This is a genomic window from Streptomyces sp. NPDC025793 (assembly GCF_055558375.1).
Genome location: NZ_JBVHMR010000008.1, coordinates 185,082 through 209,643, shown reverse-complemented (window position 1 = coordinate 209,643; position 24,562 = coordinate 185,082). Strand labels below are relative to the sequence as shown.

At 70.7% G+C, this 24,562-nt stretch carries 22 protein-coding genes; 13 read left to right on the top strand and 9 right to left on the bottom strand.

What is annotated here, in order from left to right:
• The first annotated feature begins 40 nt into the window (after positions 1-40).
• The 11 genes from ACZ4MF_RS18330 to ACZ4MF_RS18280 all read left to right on the top strand — a co-directional run bounded on the left by ACZ4MF_RS18330 (position 41) and on the right by ACZ4MF_RS18280 (position 12,610).
• Positions 41-901: a Cgl0159 family (beta/alpha)8-fold protein gene (locus tag ACZ4MF_RS18330; RefSeq protein ID WP_467493092.1), complete on the top strand. Its 861-nt coding sequence runs from the start codon at positions 41-43 to the stop codon at positions 899-901.
• Between the two features lie 7 nt (positions 902-908).
• On the top strand, positions 909-1,748 hold the full coding sequence (gene iolB / locus ACZ4MF_RS18325; RefSeq protein WP_467492999.1) for a 5-deoxy-glucuronate isomerase: 840 nt from the start codon (positions 909-911) through the stop codon (positions 1,746-1,748).
• Positions 1,745-3,625 (top strand): 3D-(3,5/4)-trihydroxycyclohexane-1,2-dione acylhydrolase (decyclizing), encoded by a 1,881-nt coding sequence (iolD, locus tag ACZ4MF_RS18320; protein WP_467492998.1) that lies wholly within the window; start codon positions 1,745-1,747, stop codon positions 3,623-3,625. Before iolB ends, iolD begins: the two co-directional genes overlap by 4 nt.
• Positions 3,626-3,640: 15 nt before the next feature.
• A complete protein-coding gene (gene mmsA / locus ACZ4MF_RS18315; RefSeq protein WP_356023068.1) occupies positions 3,641-5,143 on the top strand; it encodes a CoA-acylating methylmalonate-semialdehyde dehydrogenase in 1,503 nt (500 codons plus the stop codon).
• Positions 5,144-5,433: 290 nt separating this feature from the next.
• Positions 5,434-6,831: an APC family permease gene (locus ACZ4MF_RS18310; protein ID WP_467492997.1), complete on the top strand. Its 1,398-nt coding sequence runs from the start codon at positions 5,434-5,436 to the stop codon at positions 6,829-6,831.
• 194 nt (positions 6,832-7,025) lie between these two features.
• A complete protein-coding gene (locus tag ACZ4MF_RS18305; protein WP_467492996.1) occupies positions 7,026-9,674 on the top strand; it encodes a CocE/NonD family hydrolase in 2,649 nt (882 codons plus the stop codon).
• A complete protein-coding gene (locus tag ACZ4MF_RS18300; RefSeq protein WP_467492995.1) occupies positions 9,671-10,522 on the top strand; it encodes an ABC transporter permease in 852 nt (283 codons plus the stop codon). Before ACZ4MF_RS18305 ends, ACZ4MF_RS18300 begins: the two co-directional genes overlap by 4 nt.
• Positions 10,523-10,691: 169 nt before the next feature.
• The gene (locus ACZ4MF_RS18295) at positions 10,692-11,111 is read left to right on the top strand and encodes a hypothetical protein (protein WP_356023059.1); all 420 of its coding nucleotides are present in this window, start codon (positions 10,692-10,694) and stop codon (positions 11,109-11,111) included.
• 388 nt (positions 11,112-11,499) lie between these two features.
• The gene (locus tag ACZ4MF_RS18290) at positions 11,500-11,820 is read left to right on the top strand and encodes a hypothetical protein (protein ID WP_356023057.1); all 321 of its coding nucleotides are present in this window, start codon (positions 11,500-11,502) and stop codon (positions 11,818-11,820) included.
• Between the two features lie 64 nt (positions 11,821-11,884).
• On the top strand, positions 11,885-12,202 hold the full coding sequence (locus tag ACZ4MF_RS18285; RefSeq protein WP_356023055.1) for a hypothetical protein: 318 nt from the start codon (positions 11,885-11,887) through the stop codon (positions 12,200-12,202).
• A 90-nt stretch (positions 12,203-12,292) separates the two neighbouring features.
• On the top strand, positions 12,293-12,610 hold the full coding sequence (locus ACZ4MF_RS18280; RefSeq protein WP_467492994.1) for a hypothetical protein: 318 nt from the start codon (positions 12,293-12,295) through the stop codon (positions 12,608-12,610).
• A gap of 178 nt (positions 12,611-12,788) precedes the next feature.
• Here ACZ4MF_RS18280 and ACZ4MF_RS18275 read toward each other — a convergent pair whose 3' ends face one another.
• The 3 genes from ACZ4MF_RS18275 to ACZ4MF_RS18265 form a co-directional block, all read right to left on the bottom strand.
• The gene (locus tag ACZ4MF_RS18275) at positions 12,789-13,094 is read right to left on the bottom strand and encodes a hypothetical protein (RefSeq protein ID WP_356023050.1); all 306 of its coding nucleotides are present in this window, start codon (positions 13,092-13,094) and stop codon (positions 12,789-12,791) included.
• A 208-nt stretch (positions 13,095-13,302) separates the two neighbouring features.
• Complete coding sequence (locus tag ACZ4MF_RS18270) at positions 13,303-14,679, bottom strand: fibronectin type III domain-containing protein (protein ID WP_467492993.1); 1,377 nt, start codon at positions 14,677-14,679, stop codon at positions 13,303-13,305.
• A 312-nt stretch (positions 14,680-14,991) separates the two neighbouring features.
• Complete coding sequence (locus ACZ4MF_RS18265; RefSeq protein ID WP_467492992.1) at positions 14,992-15,381, bottom strand: hypothetical protein; 390 nt, start codon at positions 15,379-15,381, stop codon at positions 14,992-14,994.
• Between ACZ4MF_RS18265 and ACZ4MF_RS18260 the strand changes: the two genes are divergently transcribed.
• Positions 15,374-15,679, top strand: coding sequence for a hypothetical protein (locus ACZ4MF_RS18260; RefSeq protein ID WP_467492991.1), 306 nt, complete (start codon positions 15,374-15,376; stop codon positions 15,677-15,679). The two genes, ACZ4MF_RS18265 and ACZ4MF_RS18260, sit on opposite strands and share 8 nt — an antisense overlap.
• A gap of 40 nt (positions 15,680-15,719) precedes the next feature.
• On the opposite strand, the gene ACZ4MF_RS18255 is transcribed toward ACZ4MF_RS18260, so the two are convergent.
• Positions 15,720-16,940 carry a glycosyl hydrolase family 28-related protein gene (locus ACZ4MF_RS18255; RefSeq protein ID WP_467492990.1) on the bottom strand — a complete coding sequence of 407 codons (1,221 nt, stop codon included), beginning with the start codon at positions 16,938-16,940 and terminating at the stop codon, positions 15,720-15,722.
• Between the two features lie 169 nt (positions 16,941-17,109).
• Here ACZ4MF_RS18255 and ACZ4MF_RS18250 point away from each other — a divergent pair, with 169 nt between their 5' ends.
• Complete coding sequence (locus ACZ4MF_RS18250) at positions 17,110-17,835, top strand: CDP-alcohol phosphatidyltransferase family protein (RefSeq protein ID WP_467492989.1); 726 nt, start codon at positions 17,110-17,112, stop codon at positions 17,833-17,835.
• Here ACZ4MF_RS18250 and ACZ4MF_RS18245 read toward each other — a convergent pair.
• From ACZ4MF_RS18245 to ACZ4MF_RS18225, 5 genes are all read right to left on the bottom strand, one after another.
• The gene (locus tag ACZ4MF_RS18245; RefSeq protein WP_467492988.1) at positions 17,731-18,225 is read right to left on the bottom strand and encodes an FAD synthase family protein; all 495 of its coding nucleotides are present in this window, start codon (positions 18,223-18,225) and stop codon (positions 17,731-17,733) included. The genes ACZ4MF_RS18250 and ACZ4MF_RS18245 overlap by 105 nt on opposite strands.
• Positions 18,226-18,228: 3 nt before the next feature.
• Positions 18,229-19,794, bottom strand: a complete 1,566-nt coding sequence (locus ACZ4MF_RS18240; protein WP_467492987.1) for a fibronectin type III domain-containing protein — start codon at positions 19,792-19,794, stop codon at positions 18,229-18,231.
• 63 nt (positions 19,795-19,857) lie between these two features.
• A complete protein-coding gene (locus tag ACZ4MF_RS18235; protein ID WP_467492986.1) occupies positions 19,858-21,399 on the bottom strand; it encodes a lipopolysaccharide biosynthesis protein in 1,542 nt (513 codons plus the stop codon).
• Positions 21,396-22,964, bottom strand: a complete 1,569-nt coding sequence (locus tag ACZ4MF_RS18230) for a YveK family protein (protein WP_467492985.1) — start codon at positions 22,962-22,964, stop codon at positions 21,396-21,398. The genes ACZ4MF_RS18235 and ACZ4MF_RS18230 overlap by 4 nt, the downstream gene beginning before the upstream one ends.
• Positions 22,961-24,508 (bottom strand): hypothetical protein, encoded by a 1,548-nt coding sequence (locus ACZ4MF_RS18225; protein ID WP_467492984.1) that lies wholly within the window; start codon positions 24,506-24,508, stop codon positions 22,961-22,963. The genes ACZ4MF_RS18230 and ACZ4MF_RS18225 overlap by 4 nt, the downstream gene beginning before the upstream one ends.
• Positions 24,509-24,562 lie beyond the last annotated feature (54 nt).

The window sequence follows — 24,562 nt, the reverse complement described above, 5'->3', positions numbered from 1 at the left end:
CGGGAGAAGTCCGCGTGTCGACGTCGCCGAACTCGTCCGCATCCGTACCCACCACCCCGAGGCGATCGCCGAGGCGGCCGTCCGCCGGGCCCGCAGGCCGTTGCTGAACGAGGGCGGCCGGCTGATGATCGTCGCCGCCGACCACCCCGCCCGGGGCGCGCTCGGCGTCGGGGACCGGGGGCTCGCCATGGCCAACCGCGCCGACCTGCTGGAGCGGCTGTGCCTGGCGCTCTCCCGGCCCGGCGTGGACGGCGTCCTCGCCACCGCCGACATCCTGGACGACCTGCTGCTGCTCGGTGTCCTCGACCACAAGGTGGTCATGGGCTCGATGAACCGGGGCGGACTGCAGGGCGCCCGCTTCGAGCTGGACGACCGCTTCACCGGGCACCGCCCCGAGGACATCCAGCGGCTCGGCTTCGACGCGGGCAAGCTGCTGCTGCGCATCGACTACGACGACCCCGGCTCCCTGACCACCCTGGAGTCCACCGCCCGGGCGATCGACGACATGGCCGCGCGCCGACTGCCCGTCTTCGTGGAGCCGTTCATCAGCCGCCGCTCCCCCGAGGGAAAGCTGAGGAACGACCTGTCCGCCGAGGCCGTCATCCGGTCCATCGCCATCGCCTCCGGCCTCGGCGGCTCCTCCGCCTACACCTGGCTGAAGGTGCCGGTCACCGACGACCCCGACGACATGGCCCGGGTCATGGAGACCTCGACCCTGCCCGCCGTCCTCCTCGGCGGCGACATCGGGGACTCGCCCGAGAGCCAGATCGCCGCCTACGAGAAGTGGCGCGGCGCGCTCCAACTCCCCACTGTGCGCGGCCTGGTGGTCGGCCGCTCGCTGCTGTACCCGGCGGACGGCGATGTGGCCGCCGCCGTGGACACCGCCGTAGGACTGCTGTGAGGGCCGCATGACCAGTACCGATCCGCATCTGCCCAAGGGTGCGACCGCGAACGCCCAGTACGCCGTCGACATCGATCCCAAGTCGGCCGGCTGGACGCACAGCAGTCTGCGGGTGGCCGAGTTGACGCCCGGCGGCACACATACGTTCACCGCCGGGGACAGTGAGTGGATCGTGCTTCCGCTGCAAGGCGGATGTACCGTACAAATTGAGACTGCGTCAACCGAACAGCACGAGTTCCAACTCCTGGGCCGGGACAGCGTGTTCGCGAAGGCTTCCGACTTCGCGTACGTTCCCCGGGACGCCCGGGTCCAGATCGCCTCCGGCGCGGGAGGCCGCTTCGCCCTGGCAGGAGCGAAGTGCGAGCGACGACTCCCCGCCCGCTACGGCCCCGCGCCGGAGGTCCCCGTCGAGCAGCGCGGCAGCGGCAACTGCGCCCGCCAGGTGCGGAACTTCGCCTCCGCCGACTCCTTCGACTGCGACAAGCTGATCGCCGTCGAGGTGATCACGCCGGGCGGCAACTGGTCCTCGTACCCGCCGCACAAGCACGACGAGCACCGGCCGGGCGAGGAGTCCGCGCTGGAGGAGATCTACTACTTCGAGATCGACGGCCCGAACGGCCTGGGCTACCAGCGCGTGTTCCCCTCCCGCGAGGGCGGCACCGACGTCCTCGCCGAGGTCCGCTCCGGCGACGCCGTCCTCGTCCCCGACGGCTGGCACGGCCCGTCGATCGCCCAGCCCGGGCATGACATGTACTACCTGAACGTCATGGCGGGCCCGGGCGCGACGCGGGAGTGGCGGATCTGCTTCCACCCGGATCACGTAGAGAGCACAGGGGGGTACCGATGACCACGACCCGGCTGACCGTCGCCCAGGCGCTGGTCCGCTTCCTCGCCGCGCAGTACACCGAGCGCGACGGCGAGCGGCGCCGGCTGATCGGCGCGACGTGGGGCATCTTCGGGCACGGCAACGTCGCCGGGATCGGCCAGGCGCTGATCGAGTACCGCGACGTGATGCCGTACCACCAGGGCCGCAACGAGCAGTCCATGGTGCACGCGGCGGTCGGCTACGCCCGTCAGGCGAACCGGCTGTCCGCGCACGCGGTGACGACGTCGATCGGCCCCGGCGCCACCAACCTGGTCACCGGCGCCGCTCTGGCCACCATCAACCACCTCCCTGTCCTGCTCCTCCCCGGCGACGTCTTCGCCACCCGCCCCGCCGACCCGGTCCTGCAGCAGCTGGAGCTGCCGTACGCGGGCGACGTCTCGGTCAACGACACGCTGCGCCCGGTGTCGAGGTACTTCGACCGCATCACCCGCCCGGAAGCCCTGATCCCGTCCGTGCTGCAGGCCATGCGGGTGCTCACCGACCCGGTGGACACCGGCGCGGTCACCCTCGCCCTGCCGCAGGACGTGCAGGCCGAGGGCTACGACTGGCCGGAGGAGTTCTTCGCCGAGCGCGTGTGGACCGTGCGCCGGCCGGGCGCGGACCCGGTCGAACTGGCCGAGGCGGTCACGGCGATCCGCGCGGCCCGGCGGCCCCTCGTCGTCGCGGGCGGCGGGGTCCACCACAGCCGCGCCGAGGAGGCCCTCGCGGAGTTCGCGTCGGCCACCGGCATACCGGTCGCCTCCACCCAGGCCGGCAAGGGCTCGCTGCGCCACGACCACCCGCAGGACGTGGGCGGGGTCGGTCACACCGGCACCGCCACCGCCGACGAACTGGCCCGCACCGCCGACCTGGTGATCGGCGTCGGCACCCGGTACACCGACTTCACCACCGCCTCCGGCACCCTCTTCGCGCACCCGGACGTCCGCTTCCTGAACCTCAACATCGCGCCCTACGACGGCCACAAGCTGGCCGCGCTGCCACTGATCGCGGACGCCCGCAGCGGCCTGGGCGAGCTGACCGAGGCCCTCCAGATGCACGGCCACCGCGTCCAGGACTCCTACGTCACCGAGTACACCGAGGACAAGGAGCGCTGGGAGCAGCGCGTCGACGCCTGCTTCGAGGCCGAAGAGATCGACGTACGGCCGACCCAGCCGCAGGTCATCGGGGCGCTGGACGCCCTGGTGGACGAGTCGGATGTGATCGTCAACGCGGCCGGCTCGCTCCCGGGCGATCTGCACAAGCTGTGGCGGGCGCGCTCGTACGACCAGTACCACCTGGAGTACGGCTACTCCTGCATGGGCTACGAGATCCCGGCCGCGATCGGCGTGAAGCTCGCGGCGCCGGAGCGCACCGTGTGGGCGCTGGTCGGCGACGGCACGTACCTGATGATGCCGACGGAGATCGTGACGGCCGTGCAGGAGGGCATCGCGATCAAGATCCTGCTGGTGCAGAACCACGGGTACGCCTCCATCGGCGGGCTGTCGGAGTCGGTGGGCGGCGAGCGGTTCGGCACCGCCTACCGGTTCCCGACCGAGGAGGGGACGCTCACGGGCGCCCCGCTGCCCGTCGACCTCGCCGCGAACGCGGCCAGCCTGGGCATGCGGGTGCTGCGCGCGAAGACCGTCGAGGAGCTGCGCGCGGCGCTCGCCGAGGCGCGGGCCGCCGACACTCCCACATGTGTCTACGTCGAGACCGAAACGGCCGACACTGTGTCGGGCGCGCCTCCGGCGCAGGCCTGGTGGGATGTTCCTGTGGCCGAGACCGCGACCCGACCGTCGGCGGTCAAGGCCCGTGAGCTGTACGACCGGCACGTCTCGACCCGACGCCGCCATCTGTAAAAGGAGTTTCTGGGCATGACGAAGATCGTCAACCACTGGATCGGCGGCAAGACCGCCGAAGGCGCGTCGGGCACGTACGGGCCGGTCACCGACCCGGCGACCGGCGCGGTCACCACGAAGGTCGCGTTCGCGTCGGTCGACGAGGTGGACGCCGCCGTCGCCGCCGCGAAGGAGGCCTTCGTGACCTGGGGCCAGTCCTCGCTGGCCCGCCGCACGGAGATCCTGTTCCGCTTCCGCGCGCTGCTGGACGCCAACCGGGACGCCATCGCCGAGCTGATCACCGCCGAGCACGGCAAGGTGCACTCCGACGCGCTCGGCGAGGTCGCGCGCGGTCTGGAGATCGTGGACCTGGCCTGCGGGATCAACGTGCAGCTGAAGGGCGAGCTGTCGACGCAGGTCGCCAGCCGGGTGGACGTCTCCTCGCTGCGCCAGCCGCTGGGTGTGGTCGCGGGCATCACGCCGTTCAACTTCCCGGCGATGGTCCCGATGTGGATGTTCCCGATCGCCATCGCGTGCGGCAACACCTTCGTGCTCAAGCCGAGCGAGAAGGACCCGTCGGCCTCCGTCAAGCTCGCCGAGCTGCTGGCCGAGGCCGGCCTGCCCGACGGCGTCTTCAACGTCGTGCACGGTGACAAGGTGGCCGTGGACCGCCTGCTGGAGCACCCGGACGTCAAGGCGGTCTCGTTCGTCGGCTCGACCCCGATCGCCCGTTACATCCACACCACCGCCTCCGCGGCCGGCAAGCGGGTGCAGGCGCTGGGCGGCGCGAAGAACCACATGCTGGTCCTGCCGGACGCCGACCTGGACGCGGCCGCCGACGCGGCGGTCTCGGCCGCCTACGGCTCGGCGGGCGAGCGCTGCATGGCCATCTCGGCCGTCGTCGCGGTCGGCGCGATCGGTGACACGCTGGTGGAGAAGATCCGCGAGCGCGCCGAGAAGATCAAGATCGGCCCGGGCAACGACCCGACGTCCGAGATGGGCCCGCTGATCACCGCCGCACACCGCGACAAGGTGGCCTCCTACGTGCGGAACGCGGCCGCGGAGGGCGCGGAGGTGGTCCTGGACGGCACCGGCTACACGGTCGAGGGCTTCGAGGACGGCCACTGGATCGGCCTCTCGCTGCTGGACCGGGTGCCGACGTCGGCGAAGGCCTACCAGGACGAGATCTTCGGCCCGGTGCTGTGCGTGCTGCGCGCCGAGACGTACGAGGAGGGCCTGGCCCTCATCAACGCCTCGCCGTTCGGCAACGGCACCGCGATCTTCACCCGGGACGGCGGCGCGGCCCGCCGCTTCCAGCTGGAGGTCGAGGCCGGCATGGTCGGCGTGAACGTCCCGATCCCGGTCCCCGTCGGCTACCACAGCTTCGGCGGCTGGAAGGACTCCCTCTTCGGCGACCACCACATCTACGGCAACGACGGCACGCACTTCTACACCCGCGGCAAGGTCGTCACCACCCGCTGGCCCGACCCGGCCGACGCCCCGGCGGGCGTGGACCTGGGCTTCCCGCGCAACCACTGAGCGCCCGACAGGGCCGTCCGTATAGCGGACGGCCCTGTTTTTTTGTGCCCGCGCACTGCGATTCTCGTACCGGTGCAAGTGCCCGCCTGTAGGGACCGTTACTGCGAGAACCGGCTTCAGGTCGTGTTTTTGCTGCGGATTTCGTAGGTGAACACCCATTGACGTGGCGGTTTTCGTCGGGGTTCCATTCAGCCGCCGGGAGCGGACCAGAGCACGTACGACCAGGCCCGCCGGAGGCGATAGCGCTCCCGTCCTCACCCTCACTCGCACGAGTCGATCGGAACCGCCGTATGACCGACACGCTCCGCCCTGTCGACCCCGCCGTCATAGCCGCTTCTGACAGTCCCCAGAAACTCAAGCGGTCCATCGGCGTCGTCGGCGGCACCCTGCTCACGCTCTCGTGCGTCACCCCCGCCTCCACGCTCTTCGTCATCGTGCCCGACCTGTTCTCCAGCCTCGGCACCGCGACGGCCCTGTGCCTCGTCATCGGCGCCCTGCTCTGCATCCCCGTGGCGTTCTGTTACTCCGAGCTCGGCACCCTCATCCCCAGCGCCGGCGGCGAGTACGCCATCGTCTCCACGCTGGCCGGACGCCTCGCCGGCTGGCTGGCCTTCGTGATGTCCCTGCTCGTCGTGATGATCGTCCCTCCGGTCATCGCGATGGGCACCGCCGACTACCTCGCCCCGGTCGTCCACCTCGACCCGTCCCTCACGGGCGCCGGCGTGATGCTCGCGGCCACCCTCGCCGGCCTGCTGGACCTGCGCGCCAACGCCTGGATCACCGGCATCTTCCTGGTCCTGGAGGTCGTCGCCGCCGGCGTCGTCGCCCTCCTCGGCTTCACCCACTCCCACCGCGGCCTCGGCAGCCTCGGCTCGATGCAGATCGCCGGCGAGCACGCGCACGTGAACCCCGTGACCGCCATGATGGTCCTGTCCGGACTCGCCATCGCCCTGTTCGCCACCCAGGGCTTCTCCACCGCGATCTACCTCTCCGAGGAACTGGAGCACCCGCGCCGCAACGTCGCCCGCACCGTCCTCGCCACGCTCGCCATCTCCAGCGTGGTCATCCTGGTCCCGGTCGTGGCGATCACCCTGGGCGCCGGTGACCTCAAATCCCTGACCGGCGGCGACATCAGCAGCATGGTCATCGCCTGGAGCAACTCGGCCGTCGGCACCTTCGTCAGCCTCTGCGTCGCCCTCGCGATCATCAACGCCGGCATCGTCATGGTCATCCAGAACTCCCGCGTCCTGTTCGCCTCCGCCCGCGACAAGGCCTGGCCCACCCCGGTCAACAACGCCCTCGCCAAGCTCGGCCGGTTCGGCTCCCCGTGGGTCGCCACCCTCGTCGTCGGCGTGCCGGGCGCCTTCCTCTGCTTCGTGAACCTGGACACGCTGTACGGCGTCACCGGTGTCGCCGTCACGGGCCTGTACCTGCTGGTCGCCGTCGCCGCGCTGCTCGCCCGGCGCGGCGGGCACGGCAGCCGCACGGCCTGGCGGATGCCGCTGTGGCCCGCGATGCCGGTGCTGCTCATCGCGGTCCTCGTCTACATCCTCGTCGAGCAGGACCCGTCGTACCTGCTGTGGACCGGCGCCATCACCGCCGTCGCCACCCTCTACTGGGCCCTCTACCTCCGCCCGCGCCGCGACACCCGCTGGCTGGTGTCGATCCCGGAGGACGCCGAGGCCTGACGGCCGGCCCGAGGGACACGCCGACGACGCCGGCCTTGAGGCCCCGCGCCGCTCCATGGCCCCGCGGTACCACGACCGGGCTCCTCGCGTACCGCGCCCGAAGTACATCCGGCGGACCCGTACTCCCCAGGGAGGGGCCGGGGTTCAGCCCGGGGGATCCGTCGGATGTCGGTGCGGGCCCGTACCGTTGAGCCATGGATCTTCGGGTGCCCTCACCGCGAGGGCTGCTCAAGGGGCCGCGGCGGCTGATGGCCGCCGCGGCCGCCGTCGTGGTGCTGGCCGGCGCCGGCACCTGGACGGCCGCCGCCTCCGGCGGCCCGCCCCCGGTGCACCGCACCGACCGGATGATGGCGGTCGACGGCGTCCGCCTGGACACCTCGTTCTTCGCCCCGGCCGGTTCCGGCCGGCACCCGGCCGTCCTGCTGGGACACGGCTTCGGCGGCAGCAAGGACGACATGCGCGGCCAGGCCGAGGACCTCGCCCGGGACGGGTACGCGGTCCTGACCTGGTCCGCGCGCGGCTTCGGCAGGTCGACCGGGAAGATCGGCCTCAACGACCCCAAGGCCGAGGTCGCCGACGTCTCCCGGCTCATCGACTGGCTCGCCGCCCAGCCCCAGGTCCGGCTCGACAAGCAGGGCGACCCGCGCGTCGGCGTCGCCGGCGGCTCCTACGGCGGCGCGATCTCCCTGCTCGCCGCCGGATACGACCACCGCGTGGACGCCATCGCCCCGGCCATCACGTACTGGAACCTCGCCGACGCCCTCTTCCCGAACGGCGTGTTCAAGAAGCTGTGGGCCGGCATCTTCTTCAACAGCGGCGGCGGCTGCGCCCACTTCGAGCCCGAGCTGTGCCGGATGTACGACAGGGTCGCCGAGTCCGGCACCCCCGACCAGGCCGCCCGCACCCTGCTGGAGGAGCGCTCCCCGTCCGCCGTCGCCGCCCGCATCAAGGTGCCCACGCTGCTGGTGCAGGGCCAGACGGACTCCCTGTTCCCCCTCGGCCAGGCCGACGCCGCCGAGAAGGCGATCAGGGCCAACGGCGCCCCCGTGGACGTCGACTGGATCGCGGGCGGCCACGACGGCGGCGACATGGAGGCCGGCAGGGTCCAGGCACGCGTGCGCGCGTGGTTCGACCGGTATCTGAAGGGCGACAAGAACACCGACACCGGCCCGGCCTTCCGCATCACCCGCACCGGAGGCGTGAACTCGAACGACGGCACGGCCCAGCTGCGCGGCGCCACCGCGCCCGCCTACCCGGGCCTGCGCGACCACCGGCGGACCGTCGCCCTGACCGGCGGCACCCAGCGGATCGCCAACCCGGCCGGCGCCAGCCCGCCCGGCGTCTCCGCCCTGCCCGGCCTCGGCGGCTCCGGCGGCCTGTCCCAGCTCTCCGCGCTCGGCGTCGGCATCTCCCTCGACTTCCCCGGCCAGTACGCGAAGTTCGACTCCGCCCCGCTCACCCGCGACCTCCAGATCACCGGCACCCCGACCACCACCGTCCACCTCACCTCCACCAGCGACGACGCCGTCCTGTTCGGCAAGGTCTACGACGTCGGCCCCGGCGGCACCCAGCAGGTGCTGCCCAGCCAGCTCGTCACCCCCTTCCGGGTGACCGGCGCCAAGGCCGGCAAGGACGTGACGATCACCCTCCCGGCGATCGACCACACGGTGCAGAAGGGCCACCGGCTCCGCCTGGTCCTCGCCTCCACCGACCTCGGCTACGCCTCCCCGGCCGCGCCCGCCACCTACACCGTCTCCCTCAGGGACGCCCTGAGCGTGCCGACGGCCCCCGCCGTCAGCACCGCCGCCGCGCCCCTGCCGTCCTGGGTGTGGTGGCTGCCCGCCGCCGGCGCGGCCGTCGCGCTCGCCCTGCTGCTCACCGCGCGCCGCCGCACGGCTGCCCCCGCACCCGCCCCGGAGCTGGCCGAAGTCCCGCTCGTCATCAAGGACCTGAGCAAGCGGTACGCCAGGTCCACCGACCGGTACGCGGTGCGCGAGCTCTCCTTCCGGGTGGAGCGCGGCCAGGTGCTCGGCCTGCTCGGCCCCAACGGCGCGGGCAAGACCACCACCCTGCGCATGCTGATGGGCCTGATCACCCCGGACGACGGAGAGATAAGGGTCTTCGGGCACGCCGTCCGGCCCGGCGCGGCCGTGCTGTCCCGGGTCGGCGCGTTCGTGGAGGGCGCGGGCTTCCTGCCGCACCTGTCCGGCCGGGAGAACCTGGAGCTGTACTGGCGGGCCACCGGCCGCCCGCCCGCGGACGCCCACCTGGACGAGGCGCTGGAGATCGCCGGGCTCGGCGACGCGCTCGCCCGCGCGGTGCGCACGTACTCCCAGGGCATGCGCCAGCGCCTCGCCATCGCCCAGGCCATGCTCGGCCTGCCCGACCTGCTCATCCTGGACGAGCCCACCAACGGCCTCGACCCGCCGCAGATCCGCGAGATGCGCGAGGTGATGATCCGCTACGCGGCCGCCGGCCGTACGGTGATCGTCTCCAGCCACCTCCTCGCCGAGGTCGAGCAGTCCTGCACCCACCTGGTGGTGATGGACCGCGGCCGGCTCGTCCAGGCGGGCCCCGTGCACGAGATCGTCGGCTCCGGCGACACCCTGCTGGTCGGCACGGCCGCACCGGTGCAGGAGCCGGTCGTGGAGAAGGTCGGCGCGCTGCCCGGCGTCGCCTCCGCCGTGCGCACCGACGACGGACTGCTGGTCCGGCTGGAGCCGGGCGGCACGGCCGAGCGGCTGGTCGTGGAACTGGTGCGCCTCGACGTGCCCGTCGCCTCGGTCGGACCGCACCGCCGCCTCGAAGACGCCTTCCTGACCCTGATAGGAGGTTCCGCATGAGCACGCTCACCGAGGTCGCCTCCGGCTATCAGACCCGGCACACCCTGCCCCTGCGGGTCGAGCTGGTCCGCCAGCTCAAGCGACGGCGCACCCTGGTCATGGGCGCGATCCTCGCCCTGCTGCCGTTCGTGCTGCTGATCGCCTTCGCGATCGGCACCCCGCACGACCGGAACGGCCAGGTCACCCTGATGGACACGGCCACCGCGTCGGGCGCCAACTTCGCCGCGGTCAACCTGTTCGTCTCGGTGGGCTTCCTGCTGGTGATCCCGGTCGCCCTGTTCTGCGGGGACACGGTCGCCTCGGAGGCCAGCTGGTCCTCGCTGCGCTATCTGCTGGCCGCGCCCGTGCCCCGGGCCCGGCTGCTGTGGTCCAAGCTCGTCGTCGCGCTCGGGATGAGCCTCGCCGCGATGGTGCTGCTCCCGGTCGTCGCGCTCGCCGTCGGCACGGCGGCCTACGGCTGGGGCCCGCTGCAGATACCGACCGGCGGCGCGCTGGACAGCGGCACGGCGGCCCAGCGGCTCCTGGTGGTCGTGGCGTACGTCTTCGTCTCCCAACTGGTCACCGCCGGGCTCGCGTTCTGGCTGTCCACCAAGACGGACGCCCCGCTCGGCGCGGTCGGCGGAGCGGTCGGCCTGACGATCGTCGGCAACGTCCTGGACGCGGTCACCGCCCTCGGCCACTGGCGCGACTTCCTGCCCGCGCACTGGCAGTTCGCCTGGGCCGACGCCGTCCAGCCGCACGCCGAGTGGTCCGGCATGATCCAGGGCGCCGCGGTCTCCGTCTCCTACGCCCTGGTGCTGTTCGCCCTGGCCTTCCGAGGCTTCGCCCGCAAAGATGTGGTTTCATAATTTCTTTTTCGTATTTCTTTCTCCGGTGGCGCGCTGAGGAATCTGAATATTGCGCGCTCCTTCGCTGCAGAAAACTTCATGCGTATGGAGTAGTGCATCGCTTTGGACGGGCCGTGGACTGCTATGTTCTGCCTCTGTCGGATCAGAGGTAACTCCAAGTGAGGTGATCATGAACAAGGCAGTTCTCACCACTGCGGCGCTGGCCATTGGCGCGAGTCTCGTGGGTGGCTCCGCCGTCGCGGCGTCGGCCACCGCCAAAGCGCCTGAGCACGAAACCGGCCCGCTCGGTCTCATGTCCCAGGCCGAAGTGACTCCGGCGATCGTGCCCGCGGCCGACACCGTGATGCGGGTGGCCAAGCAGGGCAACCTCACCAAGGGCAGTGCGTTCGACGAGAACCAGTCATCTACGGTCACCGGCACGAACAAGGCGGCGCGGGCTTCCGGCGTATACCTGGACGGGATGGGACGCGACAGCAGTAAGAAGCCCGCAATTCCGGTGAAGAACCCGGCCGGAACCGGATCTGTTCAGCTCCATCCGCTGAATGCGCCGACCAGCGCCGGGCTGGGCAGCCTGCTCAGCCAGGGATGACACGTAAACCGTCAGGAGTCGGTGCGGTGAAAGCCGCCGGAATTCTGACACTCTGATCCGGTTCTCGTCACCCACGTCCGGCGCCTTAAAGGCGTAGCGCAGAGTCTGGAGCCGGACCAGCAGCTCCGTACTCGCCCGGTGCCCGATGCGCTGCCCGGGATACGCCTCAAGCCTGTTCGGCCCACTGGACTCCTCCTGACCAGTGGGCCGGACGCATGTCGGCGTCCGCTCCTGCTTCCCGTGCGGCACTTGGAAAGCGGGGCACGGCATCGTTCCGCCATCCGATGGAATCCGTCTGGTATGGCCGGTGTCCGCGTGACTTTCCGCCGCATATTTCGGTTTCTTGCCATGTAAGCGCGGGTTACCGTGAATCCAGGAAGGAACCGAGTTGACCAGGAAGTTCGCGGTCGTCACCGCACTGGCCCTTGGCGCTCTCTGCGGCAGCGCGGGCGTTGCCTCCGCCCATTCGAACACGACCAACGTCACTGGCGGTGAGGGCTTTTCGGAGTCCCCGGTCGTCGTGAACGCCCCTCAGCAGGGTGTGGTCGTCGTCAACGGCGCCCTCGTCGACGGCCGCTGCATCGCGCCGTGGTCCAACGGTGCCGTTCTCGGCGGCGTCGTTCCGCCGAACTCGCACTACGCCGCATGTGACACCGCTGCTGTCAACCAGTCGCAGAACGCTCCGTACGTCGGCGGCCTGCTCTTCTGACCCCCGCTCCGAGTAATTCGGGGCAGGTGAACCCTCCACAAACGCAGTCCGGAAAGGACATCTCATGCGTAACAAGGTTACGGCCATCTCGGCCCTCGCCGCAGGTGTCGTTCTGGCGGCCGCCGGCACCGCCGCAGCCGACAACTGCACGACTGTCACCGGCGGCAACGGCTTCTCGTCGTCCCCGGTCGTCGTGAACGCCCCCCAGCAGGGCGCCATCGTCTCCAACGGCACGCTTGTCGACCTCCGCTGTGTCGCCCCGTGGTCCAACGGTGCCGTTCTCGGCGGCGTCGCCGCACCGAACTCGCACTACGCCGCGTGCAACACGGCCGGTGTCAACCAGGCGCAGAACGCGGCGTACGCCGGCGGCCTGCTGTTCTGACCCCTTCGCGCTCCGAACCCCACCCGGAGCGGGGATGTCAGCAGACGTTCCCGCCCAACCCACCCCTCCCACAACCGAAAGGCGCATCTCATGCGTAACAAGGTTACGGCTCTCTCCGCGCTCGCCGCGGGCATCGTCCTGGCCGCCGCCGGCACCGCTGCTGCCGACAGCAACACCTTCGCCAGCGGTGGCAACGGCTTCGCGGAGTCTCCGGTCGTCGTGAACTCCCCTCAGCAGGGGCTTGTCGTTTCCAACGGTGCTCTGATCGACGGCCGCTGCATCGCGCCGTGGTCCAACGGCGCCGTTCTCGGTGGCGTGGTCGCGCCGAACTCGCACTACGCCGCCTGCAACACGGCCGAAGTCAACCAGGCGCAGAACGCCCCCTACGCGGGCGGCCTGCTGTTCTGAGCAGTCATCACCGGCCTGGCGGCCCGCCGACATTCGGCGGGCCGTCGGCTGTTTTCTGTGGCCGCCCTGGAAGAGCGTCCCGAAAACGGAAAAGCGTCCCGAAAACGCCGAAGGCCGGCTCCGGGAAACGGAGCCGACCTGGATCGCTCGGCGGGGGTGTGTCTTCTGAAACGATCAGTTACTTGGCGATCGGAAGCTTGGCCGGAAGCTGGGCGGGCGACTTGCCGTTGAGAGGGTTCGGAAGGGTGCCGCCGAAGACGGGTGTCTTGACGATGCCCGACTGCTTCACGCCCTCCGCCGCGGTCCTGACGTCGTTGGTGACGGCGCCCGTCGGCATCTCGGCTGCGTTGGGAAGAGCACGGGTGACCGTCTTCCCGTCCTCCAGAATGCCCTGCGCCGGCACGTCCGCGGCGACAGCGGGCGCCGCAGCCCCCGCGATGGCCAGGGTGCCGACCATGAGGGCCGCAGCCTTCAGCTTCTTCATTGTGTTCCTTTCGTCCGCAGCTCGGGAGCTCGGGTCACACTTCTCCTGGGCTAACGAGAGAGATGCGCCGCGGGAAACTCCGCTGACGGCAAGTTTCCGGAACTCATACATCCCGAATGGCCTCGCGGATAAAAACGGATAAGCGACCCGCCGTCGTGCGGCACCGGGCCGCCGACGGCGGGCGTCCGTCACCACATGACCGGCCCCCTCAGGCGGTCGCGTCGATCGGTTCCGAGCGCGGTGTCGTGTGCCTTCCGTCGGTGACGGCGATCGTGTAGCGGTGATGTGAGCCGTGGGGGACGGAATCCGTGTAGGTCATGTCCGGCCGGTTCCATTCGGCCGACCGCTGCTTCCGCGAGGCCACGAGAACACCGTCTCGGTAGATCAGGTACGTCAGCTCCGCGTCGTCCCTGTCCCATGCGGCACGCCAGGCGAGCGTGACCGTTCCGGCGCGAGCGCGCCCGACCGTGAGCCGGGGCGCCGCCTCCGGGGCCGTGTCGCCGGGGCGGGCCCCGAAGCGCGTCAGACCCTGCTGGGGTTTGCCGTTGACCGTGGTGAACTCACCGCCCGCCCAGAGGATGCCGCCGGCCATCACGAGCGTCCGGGGGCCGACTCCCTCACCGATACCGTCATCGGTGTCGGGGAACCAGTGCAGGATGCTCTTGTCACCGATCGACTGAGCCAGGAAATGCCGTCGGGGCCCGTCGGGGAAGCCCCCGGGGGTGAGGCCGCAGTAGTGGGCGTGGGATGCGCTGTACAGGACGTCCTTGTACACGACGACATCCTGAGTGGCGCCCAGGCAGGTGTCCTTCCAGACCATCGCGCCGTCGGACAGCCGGCCCGCGATACGGCCGTCGAAGATGCCCGCCCCCTCGCCCTCGGCTCCCAGGTAGAAGCGGTCGCCGTTGCGGGCCAGCGACGTCACCGCGGATCGATCCGGCAGCCAGTCCGGGAAGGACCTCACCGTCGAACCCGTCGTGGGATTCAGGGAGACCAGTGCCTGCTCCGGCTTGCCGTTGACGTTGTGGAACCTTCCGCCGACGAGCACCTGTCCCCGGTCGGGTGCGGCCAGGAGGGCCCGGACCGGCTCGTCGATGTCCGCCTTGAACGGCAGCAGTGTCCCGCTGCGGCTCAGCGCCGCGACGCGCTGTCTCTCCTGGCCGTCGACGACCGTGAAATCGCCCCCCAGGTACACGGTCGTGCCGGTGGTCTGGATGGCCCGTACGGGCGCCGCCACGGCGGGGCGGAAGTCCCTCCGCAGCGAGCAGTCGGCCGTGTTCAGGGCGACCGCACTGGCCACTCCGGAGCCGTCGACCTTGCCGAACGATCCGCCGACATACAGTACTTTGCCGTCGGGCGATGCCTTCAGCGCCCGTACCGTCCCGGCGCCTTCCGTGAAGGAGTGGGCACACGGCAGCAGTTTGCCGGTCACCGCGTCGAAGGCCGCGAAGTTCTTCCGGGTGACCCGCTTCTGGCCGGGCTTCGCGCCAGGCGGGCGGACGCTGTCGAAAGTGCCGCCGACGTACACGACACCGCGTGCGTACTCGACCGACCAGACGATGCCGTCCGTCTGCCAGGTCGTCAACGGGGCCGCGGTCAGAGTTGTTTCACCGCGCGGAGTCCTCTCGGCACGCGGGATTCTTGCGTCGTGCCCCTGCGCGCCGAAAGCGGACGTGAGCGAAGCGGCCGTGAGGAGGGCCACCGCGGAAGCCGTGGTGGCGGTCCTGGCCGTGCTTTTACTTGGTCGCATGGAACTCGAAATTAGGCACCCGGCCCCGGATATCGCGACGCCGCGACGGCGCGCTCCGCCCTTCAGGACCTTAGTGAAGCTCGAATGGCCTAGGAAAAGGAGTCGTAACCCACCACGGCATGCTGTTCGTGGGAATCTCGGGCCAGATCAGGTACCCGAGCTCTGGTACCCCGAGCAACGAGGAGGAGTGCTCGTCATGCGAGTAGCCGCCCGAACAAAGACGCAGTCACGGCAGTTGAGTTGGGGAGCGGGGCTCGTCGGCGCCGGCCTGACCGCGACCTTGGCCTTCGGCATCGCCGCCGGCCCGGCGTCGGCCCACGCCGTCCCCCGGGCGACGCAGGCGTGCACGTCGTGCAAGGCGACGACCACCCCCACGACCGGGTGCCCGTCGTGCCAGACGAAGCCGCCCACGCCCGGGTGTTCGGCGTGCCAGTCGATGCCGCCCATGCCGACCATGCCCCCGTGCGGGTGCCAGACGACGCCGCCGCCCCCTCCGCCGGTCTGCCCCCCGGGCTCGACCGCGGTCAGCGTGACCAATCCCGTGACCGGATCCGTCGCGATCCCCGGCGACGGAAGCTTCAAGCTCACCGTCTCCAGCACCGCCCAGGGCCAGGTGTTCAGCTTCGACATCCCCAGCTCCGCTCACCGCTCCGTCGTCAGGGTCACCGCGACGGGCGGCACCGCTGGCTCCACCGTGGTCACCTACGACAGCACGACGGGCTTCCCCGACGGCATCGAGGCCGCCGGACTGCTGCACGCCCCGGTCAACTCGACCGGCAAGTTCGCGAATCTCAGCCGCATCGACTTCTGCGTCAAGCCCACCAAGTACTCCTGACGAACCCGCAGGTGAGGGCGCCCGGGACGGCCCGGGCCCCTCAGGGCCGGAAAGGGGGCGGGCCGGGGGACACCCCGGGGGGACTGGGCGGTGCCGGCGGGGGCGTGTCGCCGGTGGGCGCGGTGTCGATGCAGTCGGTGAACTGTACGAAGCGGGCGGGACCGGTGCCCTCGGTGACGGCGAACTCGGTCCGAGGATGGCTCCGCAGCAGGCACATGTCGTAGCGGACGACGGTCGGCAGGCTCTCCCCCTCGTGGGCTGTCCGGTACTGGTGGCGGCCCACGAGCTGACAGGAGTCGTAGCGGATCAGGGGTCCCCGTGAGCCCACCGTGTAGCGGTGCGGGCGGACTTCGGCGGAGAAGTCCTTGAAGGCGATCGCGGTGTCGTCGCAGTCGTTGAAGTGGACCGTTCCGCTGCTCCACATACAGTCGATGATCCTGACGTCCGGGTCACGTACTTCGAATCGAATGTCCTGGGCGTGGAAACGCTGGACCGAGTCATGGTGTTGGCTGACCGGGAAACGGAAGAAGGTACTGGTGGTGCCGTACTCCGGGGTGCTTTTGGGGCGCTTGCCGGTGATGATGTACGAGCCGCCGCGGCAGGCGATGGATCCGCCGTAGGGGAACTCCAGGAAGTTGCCCCACTCGTATTCGACCTTCATGTCGGTGAACCAGTAGTTCAGGAACTGGTCCTGGTAGTTGGGGCTGGCCTGTTTGCGGCCCGTGAGCCCCGAGTACAGAAACGCCTTCCGGTAGCTGCCGGCGACCGTGCAGGCTTCCCAGCGCATTTCCGAGTTGGTGTCCGTGCCGTCGAGGGCCAGCCCGTACTCCCATTCCCCGAGCCACTCGCACTCCGAGAACCGGTAGTCCTGGGCCTGGCCGGTGGAATAGGAACTGAAGAAGGACGCGCCCGGTGTGTCCGAGCGGAACTGCATGCGTTCGAAGGACAGGTTCGACCAGCTGTCCTCATTGCGGCACAGATAGGAGCCCGGGCCGGTGGCCGGGCGGAAGACCAGGGCGGTCATGTTCTTGCCGGCCCCGACGAAACGCAGACCGTTCGCGGGCCGGGGCGGGGCCACGCCGTTCAGCAGCGCACAGGGACGGGTGATGAGAAAGTCCCCGGCGGGAATCTCGATCACCAGTCGGCCCACCCCGCCCCGGACATGGGCGGCGGCGAGCGCATAGGCGGATTCGAATGCCGCTGTGTCGTCGGTGTTTCCATCGCCCACGGCACCGAGTTCGGCTACATTGATCGCGGACATCGGCCCCGGGTGCGCACTTTTGGCGGACGCGCTGTCGGCCGGCAGGGCCGCAGCGACCAGCAGTGACGCTCCGCCACGCAGAATATTCCGACGGTTGCGTGAGATCGCGCCACCCAGTTCTGACATGGTTGCCTTCCTTTCTCACGTGGTTGTGTCACCAAGGAGGGTGATGGCCGAGTTCGCGGAGACGCTGAGGCAACTCTCGACGGCACAGAAACCGGCGAAGGGGGTGTCGGTCTACAGTCGGTTCGTCAATCGCCCGGCCGGCCGTGTCATGGCCGCGCTGGCCTTCCGGATCGGCGCGACCCCCAATCAGCTGACGCTCCTCGGTGCCTTGTTCACTTTTCCGGCCCTGGCGGCGGTGGCCCTGCTGCGGCCCGCGCCGGTGATGTCGGTCTGTGTCGGTGTGGCCCTTGTCCTGGGCTTCGCCCTGGACGCGGCAGACGGTCAGCTTGCCCGGATCCAGTGCTCTGCGAGCCTGTCGGGCGAGTGGCTGGACCATGTGCTGGACTGCGTCCGGATCGTCACGCTGCACTCGGTCGTCCTGGTGGCGTTCTACCGTTTCTTCGTTCTGTCCAGTCCGCTCCTTCTGCTGGCCCCCATGGTGTTCCAGTCCGCAGCGGTGGTGATCTATTTCGCCGGCATTCTCACGCAGAAGCTCAAGGGGGGAAGAGCGGTGGCGGGAACGGACAGGGGATCTGCCTCGGTGCTGGGGCCCGTGCTGCTCCTGCCGGTCGACTACGGCACGACCTGTATCAGCTTTCTGTTTCTCGGCAGTCCGGCCATCTTCCTAGTTCTGTACTGCGGGCTGCTGCTGGCTCATGTCCTGTTCCTCGTCGCCTTCTCGGTGAAGTGGTACCGGGAACTGCATCAGTTCCAGCGCCCCGCGCAGTAGTGTGCTGGAGGTGTGGACCGTATAGGGGAAGTAGACGACGTCGACACCCACGTCCGCGAAGCGGCGTTCGAGGGTTTCCCATGTGGGTGTGCCCTTCCAGTCGTCTCCCTTGAAGACGACGTGAAAACCGACCTGCCGCCAGGTCCGCAGTTTGTCCTCGTGTGTCTCCACCACGACATCGTCGACGTGGCGCATGCTGCGGACGATCTCCAGGCGCTCGGCCAGCGGGATCACCGGCCGCCTGCCCTTGAGGCGCCCGGCCAGTTCGTCGGACACCACGCCGGCCACCAGGCGGTCACAGCGTCGGCGTGCCTGACGCAGGATGTTGAGGTGCCCGATGTGGAACAGGTCCCAGACGCCGGGCGCGTATCCGATGAGTGTCGCTTCCACGGGTCAGCCTCCGGTCGTCGGGCTCGGGCCGGTGCGTGCGGGCACCGTCACGGACAGGGAGGGCGATCTGTGGGAGGTGCGGGTGCCGGTGGCGGTCACCTCGATGGCGTACCGGTGGCGCGTACCGGCGGGCACGGAGTCGGTGTAGCTCATCTGCGGAAGGTTCCAGGGCGTGGAGGAGAGGATCTGCCGGGAGACGAGCTTTCCGTCCCGGTAGAGCCGGTAGGTCAGGGCGGCGGTGGTGCGGTCCCACGAAGCGCGCCAGCCGATGGCGACCTTTCCCGGGTTCGCGGCCAGCAGCGTCAGGGCGGGGGTCTGCGGCAGGCTCGTGGGCGTTCCGGTGCCGAAGCGGGTGAGTGCCTGCTGTGGCCGGTCGTTGACCCGGGTGAACTCGCCCCCCACCCAGAGGGTGCCCCGGGCCATGGTCAGGGCACGTGGGCCGACCCCCTCTCCGAGCCCGCCGTCGGTGTCGGGGAACCAGTGCAGGATGCGCCGGTCCGTGACCGACTGGGCCAGGAGAGTGTGGCGAACGCCCCGTTCGGGAAAGCCGCCGGGGGTCTTCGAGCAGTTGTGCGCGTGGGAGGCGCTGTAGAGGGCGCCGTTGTAGGGCAGGACGGCCTGGGTGGCGCCGAGGCAGGTGTCCTTCCACACCATGGTGCCGTCGCGGAGCAGGGCCGAGATGCGTCCGTCGAAGACGCCCCCTCCGGTTCCCTCGGCGCCGATGTAGAAGTGGGAGCGGTCCTGTGCGATCGACTTGACCACCGAAGCGGCCGGCAGCCAGCCGGGATAGGTGTGGACCGTCGCCCCGGAGGTGATGTCCAGCGCGGCCAAGGCGTGGGCCGGCCGGCCGTTGACCGACTTGAAGTCACCTCCGACCAGGATTTCGCGCCTCGCGGGTACGGCCGACAGGGCGCGGACCGGAAGATCGATGTCGGCCTTGAACGGCAGCAGGGAACCGCCGGGGGTGAAGGCGGCGACGCGGTTCCTGCTCTGCCCGTCCACCTGGTTGAAGTCACCGCCCAGGTACACCCCGCGGTCGGTCGTCTCGATGGCCCGCACGGTTGCGTTCACCGCGGGCCGGAAGTCCTTGCGCAGGGTGCAGTCGGCCGTGTCGACGGCCACGGCGTTCGCCACCCCCGTGGACCCGGCGTGGCCGAAGGAGCCGCCCACGTACAGCACCCGCCCGTCGGGGGAGGGCTTCATGGCCCGTACGGTGCCGGCCGTGTACGGTCCGGCACCGGAGGTGAAGGACAGGGCGCAGGGCAGGAGTTTTCCGGTCGCGGCGTCGAACGCGGCGAAGTTGTGCCGCCGGACCTGCCGGGTGCCCGGCGCGGCAGAGGGCGGACGGACCGTGTCGAAGGAGCCCGCGGCGTAGACGACACCGCGGGCGTAGGCCAGGGACCAGACGATGCCGTCCGTCTGCCAGGTGGCCAGCGGATCCGCGGTGAACGTTGCCGGTTCACGGCCCGCGTCGGCGGTCGCGGGAGAGCTGAGCAGAGCGCCTGTGCAGATGAGGGCAGCGGCAGCCGGGCCCGCGACCGCCTTCGTACGGAGCTTGCTCTGACGCAAGGGGACACCTCAAGGGAAAGGGGGGGCGGGCAGGACGAGGGCATCGATGCGGACGGTGCCGGCTCACGCGGTGCGACGGCGCAGCACCTGGACCAACTCGCTCACACCCAGAGGCGCGCGATATCGCCACAAAAAGGTACCAAATACCGACATTCCGAAAGTCAGACTGAGGGCGAGTCCTGACGGAGTGTCACCCGACAGGACGCGCACGGCTGCCAGCACCACCGAGACGGCCAGGCCGATACCGAGGGCGCTCGTGTACCCGGCGGCCACGGTGGTGAAGCCGAGCCGCAGCCGGACCAGCAGAGCGGCCGAGAGGTTCTCCACGACGACGGCCGCGCCCCAGGAGACGGCCGCGCCGAGGATGCCCCACCGGGGCACGGCGAGCACGCCCACCGTGAGCTGCACCGCGAACGCCGCAGCCGTGCAGGCCAGATGCCACGAACTCCTGCCGGCCATGAGCAGCACGGTCTGCGCGTTGCCGACCGCGACATTGACCACGGCGGCGGCACACAGGATGACCAGGGCGGGTGCCCCCTGGGTGAACTCCGGCCCGAAGACGGCGAGGACGGTGCGGGGAAAGCCGGCGATGAGAACGAACAGCGGCCAGGAGAAGAGGACGATCCAGCAGGTCGAGATGCGGTGCAGATGGTGGGCCTCGGCGACCTCGCCGACGGCGAGCAGCCGGCTGAGCTGGGGTGCGACGGACAGGCGGACGGCGAGCTGGAGGAGGGTGCCCGCGGTGACGACGCGGCCGATGGCGGTGTAGATACCCGCCTCGGCGTCGGTGGCCAGCGCCGACAGCAGGATGACCCCCACCCAGACCGCACTGATGTCGAAGACGGAGGAGACCGCGCGGGGTGCGGAGAAGGCCCAGAACGCCCGCCAGGAGACGGGCTCTCCACCCCTTGGGGCCGTCGTGGTGCGGTGGTGGGCCCGGCAGCGGTGCAGGCCCAGCCATGCGGCTGCGAGACCGGCCAGCGCCGGCAGCAGCCAGGCCGCCGCCAGGAACATCATCCGGGGAACCCAGCAGGCCACCGGCACCGCGATCAGCACCCGGAGCACGGGCTTGCCGATCTGCTCCACGGAGACGAACGGCACCACGGTGCCGTATCCCTGGGTGGCGCCGAGCAGCAGCAGGCTGACGGTGGCGGCGGGCAGGACCAGGCCGAAGAATCGGATCAGGGCGACCGCGTCGGCGCGGGGCAGGTGCGGCAGGAGCGTCGTGGCCACCGTGGGGCACAGCAGCAGCACCGCGCTGGTCGCGGTGGCGGCCGCCACCGCCGGGAGCACCGCCATGCGCAGCAAAGAGCCCACCGAGCGGCCGCCGTTGAGAGCGAGATCTCCGGGGATGAAGCGGACGAGCCCGGTGTCGGCGCCGAGCTTGCAGACGTTGCTGGCGATGGTGAACACGGCGACGCCCGTGAAGATCGCTCCGGCCCCCTGGGCGCCGGCCGCTCGGGTGATCAGGCCGACCAGGAGGAAGGCGAACACGGCGTTCGTGGCGGAACCCGCCGCGCCCCACAAACCGCCCCGTGCGGTGGCGGCGACCGTGCTGCGGGCGGGGGCCCCGGTGGTGGGTGCGGCCGCGCCGGGCGCCGTCATCCCCCGGAGACCGTGACTGTGTCGTGCTGCCCCGTGGGCTGCGTGCCCGGCAGGACGCTCTCGGTCCGGAAACGGGGCTTCACACGGCGGAGCACGGCGGCACCGCCCCGCACACGTCCGGCGTCGACCACGGCGCCCAGCAGTCGTACGCCGGAGCAGCTGATCAGCTCGCCCGTCTGCCTGAGGTCGTCCCGCCGGGTGTCACGTCCGGTGACCACCACGACACCGGCGTAGTGCTGGGCCGCCACCAGCGCGTCCGGGTGCTCCAGCAGGGGCCGGCCGGCCACGACCGTGGTGGGCGGGCAGGTGCCGGACGCCGCCTGGTCCATCGCCTGGGACACGTCGGTGAGCGGGGAGCGGCCGGTCCTGCCACCGCGGCAGAGGGCAAACCGTCCCGCAGAGCCCGCGTCGACGAGGGCGCCCCCCTCGGGCAGGGAGGGATCCGGCTCGGTGCGCTCTTCCGCCGGCACCAGCGGCAGGCGGGCCGCAAGCCCGTGCGCGTCGGGGTCGGCGTCCACGAGCACGACCTCCCGTCCGCACTCCGCGAAGGCCGCGGCCAGGTTCGCGGCGACCGCCCCGGCGCTGTCGTCGGCCCGTGGCGTCACCACGAGGAGACAGCCGCCGCCGCCCGAGAGCCCGGTACGGAAGGCCAGGGACCGATAGGCCTGGGCCCGGGCGCCGCCCGTGCGGCCGACGGTCAGCAGCGCGCCGTCCGCGCGGGGGTCGGCGGGCAGGCTGCCCAGCACGGGCGCGCCCAGGGCGGCCTGGACCTCGCGGGCCGACCGCACGCGGCTGTCCAGGGCCGAGCACAGCCAGGCCAGCAGGATGCCCAGGACGGCACCGCCGGCCAGACCGAGGACGGCCAGCGTGCCCGTTCCGGGACCCGAGGGCAGGGCGGGTACCGCGCCCCTGCGGACGATGTCGCCACCGCTGGTGTCGCGGGAGCTGATCTCGGCCACGCGCTTGCGCAGGCTGCCGATCTCGCTCTGTACGGCGAAGCCGTCCGCGCTGTTGTCCGAGGCCTTCCCCGTCTGCCGGGTCAGCGCGGTGATCTGCGTTCTCATGCCGTCGACGGCCCGGTGCACCGCCGCGTCGTTGCGGCTCCTGCGGTCGGCGAGGTAGGCCTCGGCGAAGGCGTCGGCGCCGCGCGCCGCGCGCTGGGGGGCACGCGCGGTGAACTCGAAGCGGAGCATCTGGGACTTGGCCGGGTTGGTGACCCGGAGATGGTCCTGGAGAGCGGTGGCCCGGCTGTCGGGCTGCCCCAGGGCCTGCGCCGCACGGACGGCGACGGCCGCGCTCGCGGCGATCTGCTGCTCCGTGCTCATGCTGATCTGGTTGTCGACGGGCACGCTGACCGTGTCGAAGGGGTCGGCGCCGGCGCGGACCAGAACGTCACTGGTGGAGCTGTAGGTGCCGGCGTCGTAGAGCGCCATGGCCAGCCCGCCGAGCAGCCCCAGGGCGACCCCCAGTGCCATCGCCACCCGGTGGCGAAGGAGCAGGCGCAGTTGGTCACGGAGCTGGTCCGGTTCGCCGAAACGGTCGTCGAAGGGGATGGGACCGGTCACAGGTGGCCTCCTGGGTGAGGAAGTGAGGCGTGCGGGACGGGGGCGGACCGGGCCGCCGGTGCGGCGAGTTCGGACACCTGGCGCCTTGACGTGCTGATGAGCAGCGGAACGGTCATCATCAGCAGCATCGGGCCCGTGATACCGAGCAGGCTTCCGCGGAGAAACATCAACTGGTAGAAGGCGAAGGCGGGGACCAGCAGAGCGGCCAGGGTGCCGCGCCGGTCCCGCAGGCGTTCCCGGGCCTCGTCCATGCGGCGTCCCGCCGCGCCCAGCAGGCAGAACACGAGGGCCACGGCGACCGGGCCGGCCCCCAGATAGCTCTCGATCCACAGGGGCGCCGACAGGTTGAGGAAGTCGTAACCCGCGTACCGCGCCAGCGCGATACCGGTGTCGTCGGGTTTGTCCCGCCACACCGAGCGCGGCACCATGAAGAGGAGGGGGCCGAGTGCGGACCGGGGGGAAACCCCGTTCTCCCGCGCGTAGTCGAGGCCGGTCTGCACCTGCTGGAAGGCGTCGTAGTCGCCCTTGGCGGTGAACTGCTCGGCCATCGACACGACGGCGACCGTCTGCCGGTCGTCGTAGCGGAAGTAGTCGCTGTAGGGAAAGACGACGAGCACCGTGGCGAGAACGGCGCCGGCGATCGCGCGCGAGGCCCGGGGGCGGCACCACCGGTCCACGGTGAACAGCAGCGTCAGCAGCACCGTGCCGGCCCAGAACCTCGGTTTGCTGATGGGGTTGTTGACGACGATGTTCAGGGCGACGAGCAGGGGCAGCAGCAGCCGTCGCAGGCCGCGCAGCAGGCGGTCGCCGCCCGGCAGGCGCGGCAGGCGCAGCAGGCCCAACAGCCCCCAGAAGGCGGGCACGGACAGCGACCAGCTGCGCAGCGGCTGCAGGAAGGAGTCCGACGCGTCGTTCAGGGCGCCGGTTTCGTGGACGGCCTGGCGGCTGGTGAAGTACGCGACGACTCCGCCTGGTTGGCCGGGAATCAGCAGCACCGCGAGCACCAGCGCGAGTCCGGACAGCACCAGGACGCGCCAGGGCGCAAGGCGGCGGGCGAGCAGCCGTTCCAGCGCGCCGGGCCGGGTGGCACGGGTGGCCGCGCGTCGCACGGCGAGGGCCGTTCCGGCGCTGTGGGCGAGCAGCCCCAGCTCGACGACCGCCACGGCCGCGAAGGAGGTTTCCGCGCCGGCCCGGTAGGGCCAGGGGTAGGTGTCCGAGGTGAGCTGCGCCAGGGGGGCCAGACCGAACCAGATGTAGGAGAACATCCAGAAGCCGAAGGCGACGAGCCGGACCGTGGGAGCGGTCAGCACGCGGGTGAGGGCGCCCCCGGTGTGCGCCACGACCACGCCCTGCAGCAGCAGGGCCGCCGGCACCGGCCCGTGGTGCGGCCGGAGTACCAGGACCGGCAGCACGACGATCAGCAGCACGGCCCAGACGCAGACCCCGGGCACACTGCGGGCGCGCGCGTCCCGCACCGGGACATCGGGGATTTCTGCGGTCGACGAGTGCGGCGAGTACGGCGAGTGCTTCGGCGGAAACCTCACCGGCAGATGTATAGCGGCCTCTGTCCCGTATACCGCATCAGGCGCGCCAATGCG

What these genes read in the sequence shown, in the direction of transcription:
- iolB (WP_467492999.1), top strand. Translation starts at nt 909, where the DNA reads ATGACCAGTACCGATCCGCATCTGCCCAAGGGTGCGACCGCGAACGCC.
- iolD (WP_467492998.1), top strand. Translation starts at nt 1,745, where the DNA reads ATGACCACGACCCGGCTGACCGTCGCCCAGGCGCTGGTCCGCTTCCTC.
- mmsA (WP_356023068.1), top strand. Translation starts at nt 3,641, where the DNA reads ATGACGAAGATCGTCAACCACTGGATCGGCGGCAAGACCGCCGAAGGC.
- ACZ4MF_RS18310 (WP_467492997.1), top strand. Translation starts at nt 5,434, where the DNA reads ATGACCGACACGCTCCGCCCTGTCGACCCCGCCGTCATAGCCGCTTCT.
- ACZ4MF_RS18305 (WP_467492996.1), top strand. Translation starts at nt 7,026, where the DNA reads ATGGATCTTCGGGTGCCCTCACCGCGAGGGCTGCTCAAGGGGCCGCGG.
- ACZ4MF_RS18300 (WP_467492995.1), top strand. Translation starts at nt 9,671, where the DNA reads ATGAGCACGCTCACCGAGGTCGCCTCCGGCTATCAGACCCGGCACACC.
- ACZ4MF_RS18295 (WP_356023059.1), top strand. Translation starts at nt 10,692, where the DNA reads ATGAACAAGGCAGTTCTCACCACTGCGGCGCTGGCCATTGGCGCGAGT.
- ACZ4MF_RS18285 (WP_356023055.1), top strand. Translation starts at nt 11,885, where the DNA reads ATGCGTAACAAGGTTACGGCCATCTCGGCCCTCGCCGCAGGTGTCGTT.
- ACZ4MF_RS18280 (WP_467492994.1), top strand. Translation starts at nt 12,293, where the DNA reads ATGCGTAACAAGGTTACGGCTCTCTCCGCGCTCGCCGCGGGCATCGTC.
- ACZ4MF_RS18275 (WP_356023050.1), bottom strand. Translation starts at nt 13,094, where the DNA reads ATGAAGAAGCTGAAGGCTGCGGCCCTCATGGTCGGCACCCTGGCCATC.
- ACZ4MF_RS18255 (WP_467492990.1), bottom strand. Translation starts at nt 16,940, where the DNA reads ATGTCCGCGATCAATGTAGCCGAACTCGGTGCCGTGGGCGATGGAAAC.
- ACZ4MF_RS18250 (WP_467492989.1), top strand. Translation starts at nt 17,110, where the DNA reads ATGGCCGAGTTCGCGGAGACGCTGAGGCAACTCTCGACGGCACAGAAA.
- ACZ4MF_RS18235 (WP_467492986.1), bottom strand. Translation starts at nt 21,399, where the DNA reads ATGACGGCGCCCGGCGCGGCCGCACCCACCACCGGGGCCCCCGCCCGC.